The 21,254-nt window shown below is 72.4% G+C and carries 18 protein-coding genes; all 18 read left to right on the forward strand.

Going from position 1 to position 21,254, the window contains the following annotated elements; all coding sequences use genetic code 11:
• Positions 1–82: 82 nt before the first annotated feature.
• Complete coding sequence (locus AB0C36_RS23330) at positions 83–331, forward strand: acyl carrier protein (RefSeq protein WP_358356937.1); 249 nt, start codon at positions 83–85, stop codon at positions 329–331.
• A gap of 66 nt (positions 332–397) precedes the next feature.
• Positions 398–2,251 (forward strand): FAD/NAD(P)-binding protein, encoded by a 1,854-nt coding sequence (locus tag AB0C36_RS23335; RefSeq protein WP_358356939.1) that lies wholly within the window; start codon positions 398–400, stop codon positions 2,249–2,251.
• A gap of 82 nt (positions 2,252–2,333) precedes the next feature.
• Complete coding sequence (locus AB0C36_RS23340; RefSeq protein ID WP_435839105.1) at positions 2,334–3,524, forward strand: acyl-CoA dehydrogenase family protein; 1,191 nt, start codon at positions 2,334–2,336, stop codon at positions 3,522–3,524.
• Between the two features lie 110 nt (positions 3,525–3,634).
• The gene (locus AB0C36_RS23345) at positions 3,635–4,771 is read left to right on the forward strand and encodes a saccharopine dehydrogenase (RefSeq protein WP_358356943.1); all 1,137 of its coding nucleotides are present in this window, start codon (positions 3,635–3,637) and stop codon (positions 4,769–4,771) included.
• Positions 4,761–5,948: a saccharopine dehydrogenase C-terminal domain-containing protein gene (locus AB0C36_RS23350; RefSeq protein ID WP_358356945.1), complete on the forward strand. Its 1,188-nt coding sequence runs from the start codon at positions 4,761–4,763 to the stop codon at positions 5,946–5,948. The genes AB0C36_RS23345 and AB0C36_RS23350 overlap by 11 nt, the downstream gene beginning before the upstream one ends.
• A 100-nt stretch (positions 5,949–6,048) precedes the next feature.
• On the forward strand, positions 6,049–7,368 hold the full coding sequence (locus AB0C36_RS23355) for a lysine N(6)-hydroxylase/L-ornithine N(5)-oxygenase family protein (RefSeq protein WP_358356946.1): 1,320 nt from the start codon (positions 6,049–6,051) through the stop codon (positions 7,366–7,368).
• Positions 7,365–8,471, forward strand: a complete 1,107-nt coding sequence (locus AB0C36_RS23360) for an NAD(P)/FAD-dependent oxidoreductase (RefSeq protein ID WP_358356948.1) — start codon at positions 7,365–7,367, stop codon at positions 8,469–8,471. The genes AB0C36_RS23355 and AB0C36_RS23360 overlap by 4 nt, the downstream gene beginning before the upstream one ends.
• Entirely contained in the window at positions 8,468–10,501 is a 2,034-nt protein-coding gene (locus AB0C36_RS23365; RefSeq protein WP_358356950.1) for a class I tRNA ligase family protein, read from the forward strand. The genes AB0C36_RS23360 and AB0C36_RS23365 overlap by 4 nt, the downstream gene beginning before the upstream one ends.
• Positions 10,498–12,111 carry an AMP-binding protein gene (locus AB0C36_RS23370; RefSeq protein WP_358356952.1) on the forward strand — a complete coding sequence of 538 codons (1,614 nt, stop codon included), beginning with the start codon at positions 10,498–10,500 and terminating at the stop codon, positions 12,109–12,111. Before AB0C36_RS23365 ends, AB0C36_RS23370 begins: the two co-directional genes overlap by 4 nt.
• Positions 12,101–12,364: an acyl carrier protein gene (locus tag AB0C36_RS23375; protein WP_358356954.1), complete on the forward strand. Its 264-nt coding sequence runs from the start codon at positions 12,101–12,103 to the stop codon at positions 12,362–12,364. The genes AB0C36_RS23370 and AB0C36_RS23375 overlap by 11 nt, the downstream gene beginning before the upstream one ends.
• A gap of 3 nt (positions 12,365–12,367) precedes the next feature.
• Positions 12,368–12,958 carry a GNAT family N-acetyltransferase gene (locus AB0C36_RS23380; RefSeq protein ID WP_358356956.1) on the forward strand — a complete coding sequence of 197 codons (591 nt, stop codon included), beginning with the start codon at positions 12,368–12,370 and terminating at the stop codon, positions 12,956–12,958.
• 60 nt (positions 12,959–13,018) lie between these two features.
• Positions 13,019–14,311 (forward strand): sensor histidine kinase, encoded by a 1,293-nt coding sequence (locus AB0C36_RS23385; RefSeq protein WP_358356958.1) that lies wholly within the window; start codon positions 13,019–13,021, stop codon positions 14,309–14,311.
• A 57-nt stretch (positions 14,312–14,368) separates the two neighbouring features.
• Positions 14,369–15,442 (forward strand): LytR/AlgR family response regulator transcription factor, encoded by a 1,074-nt coding sequence (locus AB0C36_RS23390; RefSeq protein ID WP_358356960.1) that lies wholly within the window; start codon positions 14,369–14,371, stop codon positions 15,440–15,442.
• Positions 15,435–15,953, forward strand: a complete 519-nt coding sequence (locus AB0C36_RS23395) for a hypothetical protein (RefSeq protein WP_358356962.1) — start codon at positions 15,435–15,437, stop codon at positions 15,951–15,953. The genes AB0C36_RS23390 and AB0C36_RS23395 overlap by 8 nt, the downstream gene beginning before the upstream one ends.
• A complete protein-coding gene (locus AB0C36_RS23400; RefSeq protein WP_358356964.1) occupies positions 15,950–17,716 on the forward strand; it encodes a sodium/solute symporter in 1,767 nt (588 codons plus the stop codon). Before AB0C36_RS23395 ends, AB0C36_RS23400 begins: the two co-directional genes overlap by 4 nt.
• A gap of 396 nt (positions 17,717–18,112) precedes the next feature.
• Positions 18,113–18,442, forward strand: a complete 330-nt coding sequence (locus AB0C36_RS23405; RefSeq protein ID WP_358356972.1) for a DUF485 domain-containing protein — start codon at positions 18,113–18,115, stop codon at positions 18,440–18,442.
• Positions 18,439–20,052 (forward strand): monocarboxylic acid transporter, encoded by a 1,614-nt coding sequence (locus tag AB0C36_RS23410; protein ID WP_358356966.1) that lies wholly within the window; start codon positions 18,439–18,441, stop codon positions 20,050–20,052. Before AB0C36_RS23405 ends, AB0C36_RS23410 begins: the two co-directional genes overlap by 4 nt.
• A 629-nt stretch (positions 20,053–20,681) precedes the next feature.
• A partial coding sequence (locus AB0C36_RS23415; protein WP_358356968.1) for a formate/nitrite transporter family protein occupies positions 20,682–21,254 on the forward strand: 573 nt, incomplete at its 3' end.

Genomic DNA, 21,254 nt, shown 5'->3' on the forward strand with positions numbered 1-21,254 from the left:
CCCCCGGTGCGCCGCCGAACCGCCGCCTGGTCGCCACCGAGCCACACGTACCGCCCCGCACCCCTCACAGGAGGTTCACCAAATGCCCACCGATCTTCGGGAAGTCATGGTCGACGCACTACGCAGCATGCATTTCGAAGTGGACGCACTGACCGACGAAACGCCACTGGGCGACGGCGGACTCGAATTGGAGTCGCTCTCGCTCGCCGAATTGGTGATGCAGCTCGACGAATTCGGCATCGAATTCTCGGACGACGAGATGGAGACGCTGTCGACGATGACCTTCGGCCAGTTCGCCGAGGAAGCCGCGCGGCGCAAGTCGGAGAAGTAGCACTCGGCTCGACATTGTCCCGGCGCTCGTCTCGCGGCGAGCGGACCGATTGAAGGAGGAGTGACCGTGTCTCGACCGGCCAAGGCAATCTGCGTCGTGGGCGCCGGTCCACGCGGCCTCGCGGTCCTCGAGCGGTTGTGTGCGAACCACAGCGGCGAGCGCCGGCTGTCGATCCACGTGGTGGACCCGTATCCGCCGGGGGCCGGGCGCACCTGGCGTACCCGGCAGTCCCACCACCTGCTCATGAACACCGTGACATCGCAGATCAGCCAGTTCACCGACACCAGCGTCAACTGCGCCGGGCCGATCCGGCCGGGGCCGAGCCTGTACGACTGGCTCCAACCGGTGGAGTTCGGCGCCGGGAACATCTGGGCGGGCGCGGAGCGGCTCGGTCCCGACGACTACCCCTCGCGCGCCCAGTTCGGCCGGTACCTCGAATGGGTCCTCGGCCGCATCAAGTCCACCGCCCCCGACTCCGTCCGCATCCTGGTCCACCGGGGCACCGCCATAGCGCTGAACCAGGACGCGAGCGGGCAGTGCGTCACGCTCGACGACGGCACGTTGCTGGCGGGCCTGGACGCGGTGGTCCTCACGCTCGGCCACGGCGCCAACGAACCCACCTCCGAGGAAATGCGGTTGGCGGCGTACGCCGGGCGGCACGGGCTGCGCTACATCCGCCCGGGCAACCCCGCCGACCTCGACCTCGACGGCATCGGGGTCGGCGAGACCGTCGGCATCCGCGGGCTCGGGCTGGCGTTCTTCGACGTGCTCGCCCTGCTGACCGAGGGCCGGGGCGGCAAGTACGTTTCCGGCCCCGACGGCCTGCACTACCTCCCCTCCGGACAGGAGCCCGTCCTGTACGCGGGGTCCCGCCGCGGCGTGCCCTACCAGGCCCGCGGCGAGAACCAGAAGGGCGCGGCGGGCCGCCACGAGCCGCTGTTCCTGACCCTCGACGCCATCGCCCGGATCCGCGCCACGCCGAACGCGACGTTCAAGCGGCACGTGTGGCCGCTCCTGGACGCCGAAGTCCGGTCCGTCTACCACCACGCGCTTGTCGCCGGGCGGACCGACCGGCCCACGGCCGACCGGTTCCTGGCCGAGTACGTGGCCGCCGAACCGGCCGAACGCACCGGCGTGCTGCGCCGGCACGGCCTCCGGACGGCCGACGAATGGGACTGGTCGCGGGTGGAACGCCCCTGGGGGAACCGGGTGTTCACCCATCAGGAGGAATTCGGCCGATGGCTGGTGGGTCACCTGCGCGAGGACGTCCGGAACGCCCGCGGCGGCAATGTGGACAACCCGCTCAAAGCCGCTCTGGACGTGCTGCGCGACATGCGCAACGAGGTCCGGCTCGCGATCGACCACGCCGGGATCACCGGCAGTTCCTACCGCGACGAGGTGGCGGGCTGGTTCACGCCGCTCAACGCGTACCTCTCCATCGGTCCGCCGCTGTCCCGCATCGAGGAGATGACCGCGCTGATGGAGTGTGGCCTGCTCCGCGTGGTGGGGCCGGGCACCCGGGTGCGGTCCGGTCCCGCGGGCGAGGGCTTCCTCATCGGCTCGGCGGCGATCCCCGGCTCGGAGGTGCCCGCCACCACGCTCATCGAGGCGCGCATCCCCGACACGGACCTGCGCCGCACCACCAACGCCCTGTTGCGGCACATGCAGGCGACCGGCCAGTGCCGGCCGTACCGCATCCCCGATCCGGACGGTGACGCGTACGAGACCGGCGGCGTGGAGGTGACGCCGCGCCCGTACCGCGTGGTGGACGCCTCCGGGACACCTCACCCGCGCTGCTTCGCCTACGGGGTGCCCACCGAGTTCGTGCACTGGGCGACGGCCGCCGGCATCCGCCCCGGGGTCGGCTCGGTGATCCTCGAGGACGCGGACGCGATCGCCAGGGCGGTGCTGGGGCCATGACGCGATGCCACGGCCCGGCAGGGCCGCGCCGCGATCCGGCCCGTCGTCCGCAGGGACAGCCGCAGGGAGCGCCGCAGTGGACCTGAACACCAGTCACGACCCGGAGGTTCTCGGGCTTCCTTTCTACGACGACGGACACCGTCGTCTCGCGCAGCAGATCGGCGTCTGGTGCGACATCTACGGCGAACTGTGGGAGACCGTGCGCCGGATGCCGCCGGACGAGGCGGGCCGCCGCCTGGTCCGGCTCCTGGGCGAGGAAGGCTGGTTGTCCGGCCTGGACCCGTCCGCGGCGTCGCCCGACCTGCCCTGGGACTTCCGCGCGGTCTGCCTGACGCGCGAGGCCCTGGCCTACGCCGAGGACCTGGCGGACTTCGCCTACTCCATCCAGTCCCTGTCCGCCACGCCGGTCATCCGGTACGGCGACAAGGAGCAGCAGGCCCGCTACCTGCCCGGCATGGCGAACGGCACCCTGATCGGCGCGTTCGCCGTCTCGGAGAAGGAGGCCGGCTCGGAGGTCGCCGCGGTCGGACTGACCGCCCGGCGCGCCGCGGACGGCGGCTACGTGCTGGCCGGCCGCAAGGCGTGGATCGCCCACGCCACCATCGCCGACCTGTTCGTCGTGATCGCCCGCACCGGCGAAGGACCGGGACCGCTGGGCCTGTCCGCCTTCCTGGTGCCCGCGGACACCCCCGGCCTGCGCGTGGAGCGGCTCGACGCCATCGCGCCGCGCTCCTTCGGGCACGTGCACTTCGACGACTGCCCGGTCCCGGACGAAGCCCTGCTCGGCAGGAAGGGCCGCGGCTTCGTCGTCGCCATGGACCTGCTCGACCGCTTCCGGATGACGGTCGGCGCGGCGGCCGTCGGGTTCGCCCGGCGGGCCGCGGACGCCGCACTCGCGCACACCCGCGGCCGGGAGGCGTACGGCCGCACGCTCTTCGACCTCCAACTCGTGAAGGCGAAGCTCGCGGACACCGACATCCGCCTGAACGCCGCCTCCCTCCTGGTGGCACGGGCCGCCTGGGAGTGCGACCAGGGCAGCCGCGGGTTCGCCCGGCACTCCAGCATCGCCAAGGTGTACGCCACCGAGGCGGCCCAGGAGATCGTCGACGCGTCCGTGCAGCTGTTCGGCGCGGCCGGCGTGGTCCGCGGCGGCGTCACCGAACGCCTCTACCGGCAGATCCGGTCGCTGCGCATCTACGAAGGCGCGACCGACGTCCTGCGCCTGGCGATCGCCGACGGCCTCGACATGCGCCGGGCCGACCGAGGTGGCTGACGGCCTGCCGGAGACCGCACCGCCGCCCAATCCCCCCCACCCGAAGGCAGGCAAGGTTGACGCACCCGATTGCGACGGCAGCTCCGGTGCCCGTGGCGACGCACTTATGGATGCGGTGCGAGTCGCGCGCCACCGAACGCCGCGCGCCGCTCGTACCCGAGGACGCCGCACGCCTGGTCGACCGGGGTGTCCGGATCACCGTCGAGGAGTCGCCCCAGCGGGTTTTCCCGCTTGCCGACTACGCGGACGCGGGGTGCGACACAGCGCCGGCGGGCGGCTGGCCGACGGCGCCGGACGGCACGTACATCCTCGGACTCAAGGAACTACCCGGCGAGCCGGCGGAGTTGCGGCACCGTCACATCTACTTCGGGCACGCCTACAAGGGCCAGTCCGGCGCCCGCGAACTGCTGGCCCGGTTCACGGCGGGCGGGGGTGCGCTCCTCGATCTGGAGTACCTGACCGACGGCGGCGGTCGGCGTCTGGCCGCGTTCGGCTATTGGGCGGGGTACGTGGGCGCGGCACTTGCCGTGCTGCACCGGCGCGGCACGCTCGAAGTGCCGCTGCGCTCACTGGACCGGGAGGAACTGGACGCCCGGCTCCGGGCCGGTGCCGGGGACGGGACCGGAGGCGTGGCCGACGGCGACGCCCTCGTGATCGGGGCCCTGGGCCGGAGCGGGCGCGGTGCCTGCGACGCCCTGGAAACCGCCGGAGTCAGCCCGCTGCGCTGGGACTTGGCGGAGACCCGCGACCTTGACCGGGACGCCCTCCTCGACGCCGACATCCTCGTCAACACCGTCCTGACGACCCACCCGGTGCCGCCGTTCCTGCGCCCCGCCGACCTCGACGCCCCCGGACGCCGCCTCTCCGTGATCGCGGACGTCACCTGCGACGTCGGGTCGGAGTGCAACGTCCTGCCCGTGTACGACGCGGTCACCGACTGGGAGCACCCGGTCCGGCGGCTGCGGGACGGCGGGCGCCCGGTCGACCTCGTGGCGATCGACAACCTTCCCTCGCTGCTTCCCGTGGAGGCCGCCAGGGCGTTCTCCGCGGACCTGTGGCCGGTGCTCGCGAGCATCGGTTCCGACGATCCCGCGTGGGCCCGCTGCCTGGGCGAGTTCGTACGGGCGGCAGCCGGTTCCGGAACCGAGTCCCGCAACGAATCCCGGAGCGAGTCCGGGAGCGAATCCCGGACCCATACCCAGGCCGCATCCTCGGCCGAATCCCAGGAGGACGCGCATGTCCGGTGACCGAACCGCCCCCGCGAGCGGCACCGTCCACTGGATCGGGACCGGGCTGTCCACCGGCCGGACCGGCCTCGGACTGGTCTGCGACCACGCCGAGCGCGTGGTGCTGTGGGACCGTACCGCCGAACGCGCCGCGGCACGCCTCGCGGCGCTCGGACTCACCGACCGCGCCGACGTGCGCGGCCTCGAACCGGGCGCCCTCGAAGCCGAGGTCAAGGCGGGCGACGTGGTGGTCTCCATGCTGCCGGCCGCCGAGCACACCGGCCTGCTGCGCCTCGCCGTCGCGCGCGGCGCCCACTTCGCCTGCACGAGCTACACCACCGAGGCGCTGAGCGAGCAGGCCGCGGTCGCGGCCGAGGCCGGCCTCGTGGTGCTGACCGAGGCCGGCCTCGACCCCGGCATCGACCACCTGATGGCCCATGTGCTCGTGGACCGGGCCCGCCGCGAGGCCGGCGACGGCGCGGCGTCCGTGGCCTTCACCTCGTACTGCGGCGGCATCCCCGCCGAACCCGACGACTTCCGCTACCGGTTCAGCTGGGCGCCCTACGGGGTGCTTGCCGCGCTCGGCTCGCCCGCGCAGTACATCGACGAGGGCGGCCCCCGCACCGCGCGGCATCCCTGGCAGGCCACGCGGTCGCTGGTGCTCGCCGGGGAGGAGTTCGAGGTCTACCCCAACCGCGACAGCCTGCCGTTCCTCGCCCAGTACGCGCTGCCGCAGGCGTGGCGGGCCACCACGTTCATCCGCGGCACGCTCCGCAACGCGGGCTGGCGTGCCGCGTGGCGCGACGTCTTCGAGACCGTCACGACCGGCGACGAGACCCGTATCCGCGCACTGGCCAAGGAACTTGCCGACCGCTACCCGACCACCGAGGCGGACCGGGACCGGGTGGTGCTCTCCGTCGAACTGGAAGTCCGGGGCACCGACGGCCGTACCCGCTGGCGCGGAGCCCATTTGCTCGACCTGACCGGCGACGCGGAGGAGAGCGCCATGGCCCGATGCGTGTCGGTGCCGCTCGCCCTCGGCGTGACCCGCGTCCTCGACTCGGCCCTCCCGGCCGGTCTGAACCGCGCGGCCGAATCGGCCGACGAGGCCGCCCGGTGGCTGGACTTCCTGGGCGGCCACGGCATCCGCGGCACCTTCGACGACTCGCTTCCCGACGCACCGGGAGGCACGCCGTGATCCTGGGAGCGCAGCCGCCCACGGCCGGCCGCCCGCGGACCTCCGTACCGATCCGTCCCACCCCATCGAGCGCGGCGATCCGCCCGAAGGAGAGGCCCAAATGGCGCACGAGCCCGAACGATCCGGTCCCACGCACTACACATGCCTGGGCGTGGGCGTGGGTCCGGCCAACCTGAGCCTGGCGTCACTGCTGTACGGCCGGCCCGACGTGAGCAACCTGTTCCTGGACCGGAAGCAGTCCTTCACCTGGCACGACGGCCAGCAGATGCCCGGAAACGCGCTCCAGGTCTCGCTGTTCAAGGACCTGGTGACGCTCGCCGACCCCAAGAACCCGTTCACGTTCCTGGCGTACCTGCACCAGAACGGGCGGCTCTACCACTTCCTGAACGCCCAGTTCGACGCCGTCCCGCGCGCGGAGTTCCGCAACTACCTTGCCTGGGCCAGCCGTAGCAACGAGAACGTGGTGTTCGGCGAGGCCGTGCGCGAGGTCACGTTCGACCGCGTGTTCCGGGTGCGCACCGACCGCCGGACCGTCACCGCGGACAACGTGGTGGTGGGCATCGGCAGTGAGCCGCACGTCCCAGCGCAGCTCTGCGACAAGCTGGGGCCCAAGCAGTTCCACGTCAGCGACTATGTGCACACGTCCGGAACACTGGGCGGGAAGCGCGTGGTGGTCATCGGCGGCGGGCAGTCCGGGGCCGAGGCGTTCCTCGACATGATCTCCCAGCACGGCAGCGCGCTGCCCCGCCGGGTCTCGTGGATCTCCCGGCGCGGCAACTACTTCCCCATCGACGATTCACCGTTCACCAACGACTACTACATGCCCTCGCACTCGGACTACTTCTTCGGCCTGGAGCGCGAGTCCCGCGAGGCCTTCAACCGCCAACACGTCCTGACCAGCGACGGCATATCGCTCAGCACACTGCGCGAGATCTACCAGCGCACGTATCTGCACCGCTTCGTCGACGGCAACGTCGACCTGGTCGGCCTGTACCCCAACCGCGAGGTGTTCGACGTCAGCCCCGGCCTGTACGGCGACTGGCAGGTGTCCGCGCGGCACAACGACAACAACGAGGCGACCGAGGTCTTCGAGGCCGAGGTGGTCATCTGGGCGACCGGGTTCCGGCCCACCCGGATGGACTTCCTGGAGCCGATCGCGCACCGGCTGGAGCGCGACGGCGACGAACTGCGCATCGACGAGGACTACGCCGTGTACTGGGACGGGCCGGACGACCGCCGGGTGTTCGTGCAGAACGCGGCACGCAACCAACGCGGGCTCGCCGACCCCAACCTCAGCCTCAACGCCTGGCGCAGCCGCCGCATCGCCGACCGGCTGAGCCGCGAGTCGAGCACCGAGCAGCTGCCGTCGTTCATCGAGTGGTCGACCAAGCCCGGCCCGCAGCCGGGGAGCGCGCCGTGAACGCGACGCACGGCACCGGGATCGCGGTGGTCGGCGCGGGGGTGCTCGGGTGCCTGATCGCGCGGGAGATCCTGGCCACGGACCCGGGGGCCGCGGTGACGGTCCTCGACCGCGACCTCGTCGCCGGCGGGGCCACCCGCCGGTCGGCCGGTCTGCACTTCCCGCGCGGCGCCACACCCGAGACGCGCGCCATGGCCGCCGAGAGCCAGCGCTACTACGCCGAACTCACGGCCGCACGACCCGACTTGCCGATCCACCGGCTCGGCATGACGGTGGTGGCCCCCGAGACGTCGGAGCCGGCGGTGCGGGAGGTCTACCTGCCCGAGGCGAACCTGCGGCGCGTCGGCGGCGCCGCGGTCCTGCCGGACGGGACCGCCCTGCCGGCAGGCGCGGCCGCGTGGGCCGGGGACGGCTGCCAGTACGCGGACGTGGCGGCGCTCACCCAGGCACTCGCCGCCGAACTGCGGCCGTCGGCGCAATTCCTCGAGGGCGTCACCGTGACCGCTGTGGCGTCGGACGGGGACGGCGTACGCCTCACCCTGGGCACCGGCGACACCGTGGCCGCGGACCGGGCGGTGCTGGCTCCCGGTCCCTGGCTCGCGGCCCCCGCCTGGCGGCACCTCGTCGAGCCGCTGGGCGCCCGGGTGAAGAAGATCGTCGCGCTGCACGTGGAGCACCCCGTGTCCGAGCGGGACGGAGCGGTGGTCTTCCACGACGAGGACGCCTTCCTGCTGCCCTACCGGCACCGCGGGCACTGGCTGTTCAGCTACACGTGCCCCGAATGGGGTGTGCACCCCGACACCGTCGACCCCGCCCTGACCGCGGCCAACCGCGACCAGGCCCTCGATGTGCTCGGCCGTTACGCGCCCGGGCTGGTCGACCGCGCCGTGTCGGGCCGGGTCTTCTGCGACGCGTACGCCCCCGGCGGGATCCCGATCGTGCGCCCGGTCACCGACGACGGGCGCGTGGTGTTCGCGGGCGCGGCGAGCGGGTCCGGCTATCGCTTCGCGCCGGCGATCGCCGCGGCGACCGTACGGCTGCTCGCCAAGGACTCCCCCGAGACCGCCGAAGTCTCCCGACCCGAAAGGCAGATCGCGACATGATCTACGACCGGTACGACGCCGAGACCCTTCATGCGGCCTTCGGCATCCGCATGAGCGACATCGACGGACTGGGCGTGGGGGCCGGTTGGGGCCGCGTCGCCCCGGGCCAGGCGTCGACGAGCCACCAGCACGACGAGACCGAGTTCTTCGTCATCGTCGAGGGCCGCGGCCAGTTCGTCGTGGACGGCCGCCGGTACGACGCCCGGCCGGGCACGCTCGCCCTGTTCGAACCCTTCGAGTCGCATGTGCTGGAGAACACCGGCGACACCGACCTGGTCTTCCTCACCCAGTACTGGCGGGACTCCGGGCGGGCCCTCACCTCCGCCGGCAACCAGGAGCGCATGGCGTTCGGCGACCGCCCGGTGTTCGTCTTCTCCACGCCGCCCACGCCCAACGGCGATCTCCACCTCGGACACCTGTCCGGGCCCTACCTGGGCGCCGACGCGTTCGTCCGGTTCCAGCGGATGAACGGCACCGAGGCATGGCACCTGACGGGCAGCGACGACTACCAGAGCTACGTGATCGCCTGCGCCCGCAAGGAGGGTCGCGAGCCGGCCGAAACCGCGGCCCACTACAGCGCCGAGATCGCCGAGACGCTCGCGCTGATGGACATACCCCTCGACCAGTACACCGTGACGAACGTCGACCCGGGGTACCGCGAGGGCCTACGCGACTTCTTCTCCCGGATGGTCGCCTCGGGATGGGCCTCGATTGCCGCGAAGGACGCGCTGTTCGACGCCGAGAGCGGCCAGTACCTCTACGAGGTGGACGTCAGCGGGGACTGCCCGGGCTGCGGCGCGCCGACCGGCGGCAATATCTGCGAGGACTGCGGCGAGCCCAACACCGTGGCGGACCTCGAGGCGCCGCAGTCCAGGATCTCCCCGGCCGAGCCGCGCCGCGCGCCGCTCGCCCGCTGGTCCCTGCCGCTGCACGTGTTCCGGGACGACGTCGCCGCGCACCACCGCCTCGGCCGGGTCCCGGCCCGGCTGCGGGAGTTGGCCGACCGCCTGTTCGCCCGGCCCGAGCTGGACATCCCCCTCACGCACCCGTCGTCGTGGGGGGTGCCGCCGGCCGAGACCGACGTCGACGGCCAGGTGATCTGGGTGTGGCCGGAGATGTCGTACGGCTTCCTGTACGGCATCCAGGCGCTGGGCGGCCGGCTCGGCCGCGCGTGGCAGGCCGACGAGCCGGGCGCGGACTGGAAGATCGTGCACTTCTTCGGCTACGACAACAGCTTCTACCACTCGGTGCTCTACCCGGTGCTGTACCAGCTCGCCCACCCCGACTGGTCGCCGGACATCGACTACCACGTCAACGAGTTCTACCTGCTGGACGGCGCCAAGTTCTCCACGAGTCGGCGGCACGCGATCTGGGGCAAGGAGATCCTGACCCCGGACTCGGTGGACGCCGTCCGGTACTTCCTCTCCCGCAACCGCCCCGAGGCCGAGCGCACCGACTTCCGGCGCCCGGCGTACGACGCGGCGCTGCGGGACACGCTGATCGGCACCTGGCAGCACTGGCTCAACGACCTCGGCTGCCGGGTCGCCAAGCACTACGACGGCAAGGCGCCGGACGCCGGGAACTGGACCCCCGAGCACTCCGCGTTCCTGGCGAGGCTCGGCACCCGCCTGGCGGCCGTCACCGCCGCGCTGGGCAGCGAGGGGTTCTCGCTGAACCAGGCCGCGGCCGAACTCGACGGGCTGGTCGACGACACACTGCGCTTCTCGCGGCGGGAGGCCCTGACGGCGCAAAGCGCGTACTGGCAGAACGAGACGCGTACCGCCGTCGCGCTGGAGCTGGCCGCGGCCCGGCTGCTCGCGCATGCCGCGACCCCGGTGATGCCCCGCTTCGCCGGCCGACTGGCCGCCGCGCTCGGGCTGCCGGAGCCCACGGCCTGGCCGGACACCGTCGAGCTGGTGCCGCAAGGCAGCGAGATCCGGCTCGCCGACGCGGTGTTCTTCAAGCCCGCGACGCTGTCCGACGAGCCGGCCGCGCGAGCCGCCGCGGATGCCCGGGGGGCGGACGGATGACGGACGAGACGCTCGGCAAACTCGTCGCGGCCGGCCCCTCCGGCGGCCGGATCTCGGTGGCCAGTCTGCTCGGCACGCAGAGCATCACGCTGCACGAGTTGTACGAGCGGTCCGGCCGTGTGGCGCACTGGCTGCTGGAGCAGGGCGTCCGGCCCGGCGACCGGATCGGCATCCTGGCGGCGAACAGTCTGGAGTGGGTGCTGCTGGACCTGGCCGCGCTGCGGCTCAAGGTGCAGACCGCGGGGCTGGAACCGGGCAAGTTCGTGCCCGGCGCCGGGCTGATGCGGCGCTACGGCATCCGGCTGCTGTTCACCGACCGGTCCACCGAGACGGCGGAGTCCACCGACCACCTGGACCCGGGCGAGAGCGGCGGCATCGTGCCGATGAGCGAGGTCGCGGCCTGCTCGTCGCGCCGGGACGCCGGCGAACTGTCGCCGCTGCCGCCGGTCACCTGGGCGCCAAAGGACGTGACCACGGTCAAGTTCACGTCCGGCAGCACCGGCGAGCCGAAGGGGCTGGGCGCCACCGCGGGCAGCATCGACAGCTCGCTGCTGGCCGTCCAGGAGATCTTCGAACACGGGCCGGGCGACGACCTGTTCGTGTTCCTGCCGCTGTCCCTGCTCCAGCAGCGGTACTGGATCTACTCGGCGCTGCTGTACGGCCACGACGTCACGGTCAGCACGTACGAGGCGGCCTTCGCGGCCCTGCGCCGGGTGCGGCCGACCGTGGTGATGGGCGTACCGGCGTTCTACGAGACGGCCAAACGGCAGATCGAGGCCCGCGTCCGCCGGACCGGCGACTCCGGCGACTCCGGCGACTCCGGCGAGTCCGGCGGCACCGGCGGCACCGGCGCTGACGTCCTGCGGCAGGAGGCGCGGGCCGTCTTCGGCGACCGCATCCGCTACCTGTGGACCGGCTCCGCCCCCGCGGCGCCGGCCGTGCTGCGTTTCTTCACCGAGGCCGGCCTGCCCATCTACGAGGGATACGGCCTCAACGAGACGTGCATCGTGACCAAGAATCACCCGGCGGCGCACCGCGAGGGCAGCGTCGGCCAAGTGCTGCGCGGCAAGGAGGTGTTGATCGACGAGCACGGCGTCGTCAGCGTGCGCAGCGACCACCCGGTGAACGACCACTACATGTACGCCAAGCCCGGTGACTCGGAACGGGTGTTCGGCCCGGACGGCACCGTCCGCACCGGCGACCTCGGACACCTGGACGAGGACGGCTTCCTGTTCATCCGCGGGCGCGCCGACGACGTGATCGTGCTCGACAACGGCAAGAAGGTCGTCGTGCGGCCGATCGAGGAGCGCATGAAGGCCGATCCGGCGATCGCCGAGTGCGTGCTGTTCTGCCCCGGGCAGACCGACCTGGTGGCGGTGGTGTCGCCGGCCTCGCCGGACATCGACCCGAAGGCGGTCGCCGCGTGCCTGGACGCCATCAACGCGGCCGTGACCGCCGACGAGCGGATCAGCCGGGCCGTCGTCGCCGACCCGCCGTTCAGCATCGAGAACGGCCTGCTCACCTCGCAGTACAAGCCGAAACGGCAGCAGATCCTGGACGCCTACCGCCAGGCCGTCCACAACCCCGAGGAGGGAATCCATGCCCGCTGACGTGGAAACCGCGGCCCGCGAACAGTTCTCCGCCGTCCTGACCCACGACGTCGAGCCGGGGACCCTCGACCTCGACGCCGACATGGTCGGCTCCTATGCGCTGACCTCGCTCAACAAGGTCCTGTTCCTGACCGAGTTGTGCGAGGCTACCGGGGTCGACCTCGCCCACTTCACCGAGGACGACCTCGCGGACATGCGCACCCTCCGCGACGTCACCAAGGCCCTGTCCCGGCACGTGAGCAACGGAGCCTGACACATGACCTGGGCAACGAAGGCACCCGCGGTCCTGGAGAACGACCACGTGCGGCTCCAGCCGGTCACCGAGGCCGATCGCGAGGGCCTACGGGCCGTCGCCATGGACCCGGACATCTGGCGGTACTTCGTCTCGGCCGTGGAGAACGAAGAGGACTTCAAGCTGTTCTTCGACACCTGCCTGGCGGACCAGGCGGCCGGCCGGCGCGTGGTCTTCATCGTGACCGACAAGGCCTCCGGCCGCATCGCCGGCAGCATGAGCTACGGCAACATGGCGGAGGCGGACGCCCGGCTGGAGATCGGCTGGTCCTGGCTCGGGCGGGACTTCCGCGGCCAGGGCGTCAACCGCTGGGCCAAGTACCTTCTCCTGCAACACGCGTTCGAGGATCTGGGCGCGGAACGCGTCGAGTTCAAGACCGACATCCTCAACGAGCAGGCGCGCCGCGGCCTCCGCAACATCGGCGCGGTGGAGGAAGGCACCCTGCGGAGCTTCAACTACATGCCCGGCGGGCGCCGCCGCGACGCCATCTTCTACAGCGTCCTGCGGGCCGAGTGGCCGAAGGTCGAGGAACACCTCACGACCCTCGGGACCTGAGGCAGGCGGCGGCCGGCGGGCGCTGCCCGCCGCCCGCGTACCGGGTGTAGCGTCGCGCGCATGTTGCGGTCCTCCGCTGTGCCGCTCGCGGTCCTGGTCATCGCGGGTCCGCTGGTCCTGGGGGCGGGTTTCGCCGTGTGGGCGTCGCGCGGCCGGCGGCATCTGGGCACCGCGACGGAGCGGGCCACGTTCGAGACCCTGCACCACGCCTCCCAGGCCGCGCCGCTGCTGCGGGCCGGGCTGACCGCCGATTCCGCGAGACGCTCGGCCCGGCACCTGCGCGCCCTCCTCGGCGTTCCGGCGCTGGCGCTGTGCCGCAGCGACGGCGAGGTCCTGGCGTGGGAGGGGCCCACGACGGGCGGCGACCACGGCCACGCGGCGGCGGTACGCGCCGGGTCGGAGCGTACGTCCCGGCCGGGCCGGGTCACCGTGCTGGGCCCCGACCAGGTCGAATGCGGGGTCTCGGAGTGCCCCTTGCAGCACGCGGTGGTGGTGCCGCTCGTGGTGTCTGACCGGGTCGAAGGGGTGTTCGCGGTGTTCGCGCCGCATGCCTCGACCGGGCTGGTGCGCGCGGCGGGCGAGGTGGGGCGGTGGATCTCGACGCAGTTGGAACTCGCCGAACTGGACCGCTCCCGGGCGGCCCTCGCGGACGCCGAGGTCCGCGCGCTGCGGGCGCAGATATCGCCGCACTTCATCTACAACTCGCTGACCGCGATCGCCTCCTTCGTACGCACCGACCCCGAGCGCGCCCGTGAACTGATCGTCGAGTTCGCCGAATTCACCCGCTACTCGTTCCGCCAGCACGGAAGCTTCACCTCACTGGCCGAGGAACTGCGCTGCGTCGACCGCTACTTGCTGCTGGAACGCGCCCGGTTCGGCGACCGGCTGTCGGTGTCGCTGCGCATCGCCCCCGAAGTGCTGCCGGTGGTCGTGCCGTTCCTCTGCCTGCAACCCCTCGTGGAGAACGCCGTGCGGCACGGACTCGAACGCAGCCCCGGTCCGGGGCACCTGGTCATCACCGCCGAGGACAAGGGAACCGAGGCCTGGATATGTGTCGAGGACGACGGTGTCGGCATGGAGCCCGCGGCGTTGGCGGCCGTCCTGGCCGGCGGCCCCCCGCCGACCCGGCCCGGCTCGGCGGGGGCGGAGCTGTCCGCCGGCCCGAGCAGGGGCGAACCACCGGTCCGGGGCGGGGGGTCGGGCGCCGGGATCGGGCTGCGCAACGTCGACGAGCGGCTCCGGCAGGTGTACGGCGACGTCTACGGGATCGTCGTCGAGACCGCGCCCGGAGCCGGGACCAAGGTGCGCGTCCGCATTCCCAAATTCCATCCGTCGGCCAACGACCCGCGCTGAACCGGGCGGCCCGCCGACGGGTTCCGCGGCGGCCCCGGCACGGCTAGCCTGCCCCGTATGCTGCGGATTCTGGCCGTGGACGACGAGCTTCCGGCGCTGGAGGAGCTGACGTACCTGCTGCGCCGCGACGCTCGCGTGACGGACGTCGAGCCGGTGCGGGACGGCGCCGCGGCGCTGCTCGCGCTCGACCGGTCGCTCGCCGAAGGCCGGCCGTTCGGGGCGCTGTTCCTGGACGTGCGCATGCCGGGCCTGGACGGGGCCGCGGTCGCCCGGGTGGCCTCGCGCTTCGCGGACCCGCCGAGCGTGGTCTTCGTGACGGCGCACGACGACTTCGCGGTCGACGCGTTCGCGCTGCGCGCCGTCGACTACCTGCTCAAGCCGATCCACCCGGACCGCCTGGCGGAGGCGGTGCGCCGGGTCGCGGCCCATGCCGGGCAGGCCGCCGGGACCGCCGCGAGCCCGCGTGACACGCTCGAACCGGCGGGACCTCACGGACCGGTCGGACCCGCCGGACCCGGCGGACCCGGCGGCTCCGGCGGTTCCGTCGGCTCCGTCGGCTCCGTCGGCTCCGTCGGCTCCGTCGGCTCCGTCGGCTCCGTCGGCTCCGTCGGCTCCGGCGCGCGGCCTTCGGGACCCGCGGCCTGGTCGCACGGCGTGCCGAACGATGTACGGGCAGGCCGGTCGGCGGGCGTGTCGGCCGACGGGTCGAACGGCACGTCCACCGGCGGCTCCCCCGACGACGAGGTGATCCCTGTCGAACTCGCCGGTGTGACGCGCTTCGTCCGCCGCAGCGAGGTCATGTACGTCGAGGCCCACGGCGACTACGCGCGCCTGCACACCGCCGCCGGGAGCCACCTCGTCCGCACGCCGCTGGCGACGCTCGAGGAACGCTGGGCGGACGCGGGGTTCATCCGCATCCACCGCAGGCACCTGGTCGCGGTGCGGCACGTGCGCGAACTGCGCCTGGAGTCCGGGCGCGCGTTCGTGCGCGTCGCCGACTTCGTGCTGCCGATCAGCCGCCGGCACACGCGCGGCGTCCGCGACGTCCTGGTCCGCGTCGGACCGGACACCCCGCCCGGCTTCCGGCCCGACGCGGGCACCTCGGCGGCCAGATCGGCGGGGCATGGCTGAGGCCGCCGAAACACCCGACATCGCACGGGAGTTCCGGGAGCCGACGGATTTCCCGCCGCGCCGGGAGGTGGTGGCGCATCCGCGGACCCTCGCGGCGCTGTCCCGGGCGGCCACGGGAGGTGGCGGCGGACCCACCGGGGCGGCGGGCGACCCGGGCCGCCCGCCCTACGCCGCCACCGCCGACGACCTCGGCGCCCCGTCCCGCCTCGGCGACCTCTATCTCAGGTCGCTGATGCGCACGCAACTGCGCCTCGGGCTCGCCGTGGTCGGCGCGCTCGTGGTGCTGCTCGCGGGCATCCCGCTGGCCTGCGCGACCGTGCCCGAGCTGCGCGACGCGACGGCGGGCGGCGTACCGGTCCCGTGGCTGCTGGTCGCGGTGGCGCCGCACCCGGTCTTCGTGCTGCTGGGCATCCTGAACACGCGTCAGGCCGAGGCGAACGAGCGGGATTTCGCCAATCTGATGGACCGTCCCGGCAGCGGGTCCGGGGCAGCGCCGGAGCGGCTCGGGTGATCTCCGGGCACCCGCTGGTCGCCGTCGTGCTGGTGTGCGCCGCGACGGCGCTGTTCGGCGTGCACGGACTCCGGCCCGGCCGCGCGACCTCGGACTTCTTCGTGGCGTCGCGCACGGTCTCGCCGATGCGGAACGCGGCGGCGATCGGCGGGGAGTACCTGTCGGCGGCGTCGTTCCTGGGGATCGCCGGCCTGGTGCTGGCGTTCGGCGCCGACATGCTCTGGTACGGCATCGGCTACACGGCGGGCTACCTGGTGCTGCTGGCGCTGGTCGCGGCTCCGCTGCGGCGCTCGGGCGCGTACACGCTCCCCGATTTCGCCGAGGTGCGGCTCGGGTCGGTGCGGGTGCGGCGGCTGGCCGCGGTCATGGTCGTGCTGATCGGCTGGCTGTACCTGCTGCCGCAGTTGCAGGGCGCCAGTCTGACGCTGCGCACCGTCTCCGGCGCCCCGCTGTGGGCCGGCCCGGTGACCGTGACGGTGGTCGTCGTGTGGGTGGTGGCCTGGGGCGGCATGCGCAGCGTCACGCTCGTGCAGGCCTTCCAGTACTGGCTCAAGCTCACCGCCATCGCGCTGCCGGTGGTCTTCCTGCTGCTGGCGTGGCGCGCCGACGGGGCGCCCTGGCCCGACTCCGACGCGCCGCCGCGGTTCCGTGAGACGACGACGGTGTCGATCCGCCAACCGGTCGAAATCCGGGTCACCGAACCGGTTGTGGTGACGGTGCGCGGTCACCTGGACGACCGCCCGTACGACGGCGGGCAGGTGCTGCTCACGCCCGGGACGCACCGGTTCGCGGACGGTGCCAGGGCGACGTTCCCGGCCGGCGCCGACGTCCCGCACCCGGTCGGCACGCCGCCGCGCGAGGGCCGCTCGTGGACGCTGCCGCTGGCCGGCACCGAGCACCCCCTGTACGCCACCTACTCGTTGCTCGTCGCGACCCTGCTGGGCACCATGGGCCTGCCGCACGTGCTGGTCCGCTTCCACACCAGCCCGGACGGCCCGTCCGCGCGGCGCACGACGCGCAACGTGCTGGGGTTGCTGTCGGTCTTCTACCTCATGCCGCCGCTGTACGGGCTGCTCGGCCGCATCTACACACCCGAGTTGCTGATGACGGGCCGCACGGACGCGACCGTGCTGCTCCTGCCGGGCCGCGTGGTCGGCGGCACCCTGGGCACGCTGCTGGGTGCGCTCGTCCTCGCCGGGGCGTTCGCCGCGTTCCTGTCCACGGCGTCGGGGCTGACGATGTCGGTGGCGGGGGTGTTCGCGCAGGAGATCGAACGGGGGCGGGCGGATCGTGGTCGGGGCGGCGCCCGGGAGGCGGTCGCCCGGCCCGCGCGGCGCGAGCTGCTGACGCTGCGGCTGTCGGGTGTCACCGCCGCGGCGGTGCCGTGCCTGCTGTCGCTGATCGCCACCCACTATTCGGTGGCCGATGTGGTGGGCCTGGCATTCGCGGTGGCCGCCTCGTCGTTCTGCCCGTTGCTGCTGCTCGGCATCTGGTGGCGGGGCCTGACCCCGCAGGGCGCGGCGGCGGGGCTCCTGGTGGGCGGAGGCACCGCGATGGCCGCCGTCGTGCTGACGATGGCGGGCGGGCCGGACGAGGGCTGGGCGGCCATTCTGCTGAGCCGCCCGGCGGCGTGGACGGTGCCGCTGACGTTCGCGGTCATGGTCGGGGTGTCGTACCTGACGCGACGGCACATCCCCGAAGGCGCCGGCCGCGCGCTGGCCCGGCTGCACGCTCCCGAGTCGCTGGGCCTGTCGCCGCGCTGACCGTTCGGCGCACCGTTGGCACCGTTCGGCGCATCAGGGCAACCGGCGGGCGCACCGGCCGGTCCGCTCGCCGCACGGCGTGCCCCGCCCGGTCCCGCGGGCACGCCCCGCGCCGCTAGCGTGACGCCGCGTCAGGTTCGGTCCGTACGCCCTGGCGGTCCGGTCGGCTCCCGACCGACCGACCGCGGTCGAGGAGGACAGATGCGCAGGACCCCAGGTACCGACGGACCGCCGCCCGGGGGTGCGGGCGCGCCCCCCGCGGCCGCATCCCCCGCATCTCCGGAGTCTCCCGAGTCCCCCGCGTCTTCCGAGTCCCCCGCGTCCCCCGGGTCCCCCGGGTCTCCCGCGGTCGCCGCGGCGGGCGGCGGCACCGGGAATCCGGACGGGCCGCTCGCCGTGCAGGCGAGCGACGACTTCCGGAAGCTGCGGCGCTCGTTCCGCTCCTTCGCGTTCCCGGTCACGGTGGCGTTCTGCGCGTGGTACCTGCTGTACGTGCTCCTTGCCGTCTATGCCCGCGACTTCATGGGGACGGAGGTCATCGGCAACGTGAACCTCGGATTCGTCTTCGGGGTCCTGCAGTTCGTCACCACCTTCCTCATCGCGTGGGCGTACTCCCGGTACGCGCGCACCCACATCGACCCCGCCGCCGCCACCGTGCGCGAGCGCATGGACGGCGCGGCCGCCGCCGCGGACACCGGTGCCGCAGCCGGAGGTGAGGTGCGATGACGTTCGCCGCCACCAGCAACGCCGGGGACCACCGCGCGCTCATCATCAGCCTGTTCCTGGCATTCGTCTTCGCCACCCTCGCCGTCACCGTGTGGGCGAGCCGGCAGACCAAGGACGCGACCGACTTCTACGCGGGCGGCCGGTCCTTCTCCGGGTTCCAGAACGGCCTGGCCATCTCCGGTGACTACATGTCGGCGGCGTCGTTCCTCGGCATCGCGGGCCTGATCGCGCTGTCCGGCTACGACGGCTTCCTGTACTCGATCGGCTTCCTGGTGGCGTGGCTCGTCGCGCTGCTGCTGGTCGCCGAGCCGCTGCGCAACTCGGGCCGGTTCACGATGGCCGACGTCCTGGCGTTCCGGATGCGCCAGCGGCCGGTGCGTACCGCCGCGGGTATCTCGACGATCGTCGTGTCCATCGTCTACCTGATCGCGCAGATGGTCGGCGCGGCCTCGCTGGTCGTGCTGCTCCTCGACGTGTCCGGCGACGGCGCCAAGCGCTGGGTCATCGCCCTGGTCGGGGCGCTGATGATCCTGTACGTCACGGTCGGCGGCATGAAGGGCACCACCTGGGTGCAGATCATCAAGGCCGTGCTGCTCATCCTCGGCACGCTGCTGGTGACGATTTTGGTGCTGTTCAAATTCGACTGGAACATCTCGTCGATGCTCGGGTCCGCCGCCGACGCGTCCGGCCAGGGCCAGAAGTTCCTGGAACCCGGGCTCAAGTACGGCAAGGACGCCACCACTCAGCTCGACTTCATCAGCCTGGGCATCGCGCTCGTGCTGGGCACCGCCGGGCTCCCGCATATCCTCGTGCGCTTCTACACCGTGCCGACGGCACGGGCCGCGCGTACCTCGGTCCTGTGGGCGATCGGCATCATCGGCGGCTTCTACCTGATGACCATCGCGCTCGGCTTCGGCGCCGCGGCCCTGGTCGGCTCGGACGAGATCAAGAAGTCCAGCGCGTCCGGCAACACCGCGGCGCCGCTGCTCGCCGAGGAGGTCGGCGGCGGGGCCGGGTCCACGGGCGGGGCGATCCTGCTGGCGGTGATCTCGGCGGTCGCGTTCGCCACCATCCTCGCCGTGGTCGCGGGACTGACGCTCGCGTCCTCCTCGTCCTTCGCGCACGACCTGTACGCGAACGTCATCCGCAAGGGCAAGGCCACCGAGAAGGAAGAGGTGGCCGCGGCGCGGCTGTCCGCGGTGGCGATCGGCGGAGTGGCCATCGTGCTCAGCATGTTCGCCGACAAGCTCAACACCGCGGCGCTGGTGGCGCTGGCGTTCGCGGTGGCGGCGTCCGCGAACCTGCCGACGATCCTGTACAGCCTGTTCTGGAAACGCTTCAACACCACGGGCGCGCTGTGCAGCATCTACGGCGGACTGGTGGTCTCGGTCGGCCTGGTGGTCTTCTCCCCGGTCGGCTCGGGACGCCCCACGTCGCTGGTCCCGGGCAGCGACTTCCACTGGTTCCCCCTGGAGAACCCCGGCATCATCTCGATTCCCGCCGGCTTCCTGCTCGGGTGGCTGGGCACGATGCTGTCGCGCGACCGCGCGAGTGAGCAGAAGTACGCGGAGCTGGAGGTGCGTTCGCTCACCGGAGTCGGCGCGCACTGAGCGTCGTCCCCGGGGGGTGTCCCACCCCCGGGAAAGAGAGAGGCACGGCCCGCCGCAAACTCCCCCGCGGCGGGCCGTGCGCATGTCCGCGGCAGGGCCGGGTCCACACGAACCTTGTCTGCAAAAAAGTGCCGTGCCGCGCTCCCGTCTTCGCGAAGTGCCTTGCCGTGCACATACCTTCGCGAAGTGCCGTACCGCGCTCCCGTCTTCGCGAAGTGCCCTTGCCACGCGAAAATGTTCGGCCGAGGAACCGCGTGTCCGATGCCCGGAACCGGGCGAGTAGCCGCTGCGGAGAGTCGGCTTCGCCGCCTTCCCGGTGTCGCGGAATAGTCCCGAAAAGGCGCGTGCTGTGGCCCCGCACAAACCTGCCGAAAACCGTTGTCCTCAAGGCACTTCCCCGTGCCGTGCGAGCAGTCGTCGCGGTAGCGTGACACGCCCGGAAACCGCGCAAAATAGCCCTGGATTCTCACCGCCGCATTCCACGAAGGTGAGAGAGCCTTGACCACTTGTTCCCCGCGTTGTCATCGGTGGGAAAACCGCTGTGCCCACGATCGCCGGATCGCACCCCGGTCTCGGCAAGCCAGACGGCCCATGCCACCTACCAGTTGCCCCAGCGGAGGAGTGACTTCATGTCGTACGTGAGTCCACCTGAACTCGTCGGGAAGATGGTCGACGCGGGCGAGTCCAAGGTCTTCATGTCCACGCGCGACACGGTGATCCGCGCCTTCATGGCCGGGGCCATCCTCGCGCTCGCCGCGGCGTTCGCGGTGACCGTGACCGTGCAGACCGGCGAGGCGCTGGCCGGGGCGCTGCTCTTCCCCGTCGGGTTCTGCCTGCTCTACCTGCTCGGGTTCGACCTGCTGACCGGCGTGTTCACGCTGGTGCCGCTTGCGCTGATCGACAAGCGGCCCGGCGTACGGCCGCGGCTCGTGCTGCGCAACTGGGGGCTGGTGTTCATCGGCAACTTCGCCGGCGCGTTCCTGGTGGCGGTGATGATGGCGGTGACGTTCACGTACGCCTTCACCGTGGACCCCAATCCGGTCGGCCAGGCGATCGGCAAGATCGGCGAGGGGCGGACGGTCGGCTACGCGGACCACGGCGCCGCCGGGATGCTGACGCTGTTCATCCGCGGCGTGCTGTGCAACTGGATGGTGTCCACCGGCGTGGTCGCCGCGATGATCTCCACGTCGGTCTCGGGCAAG

It is taken from the genome of Streptodolium elevatio (assembly GCF_040649515.1).
Taxonomy (GTDB): domain Bacteria; phylum Actinomycetota; class Actinomycetes; order Streptomycetales; family Streptomycetaceae; genus Yinghuangia; species Yinghuangia elevatio.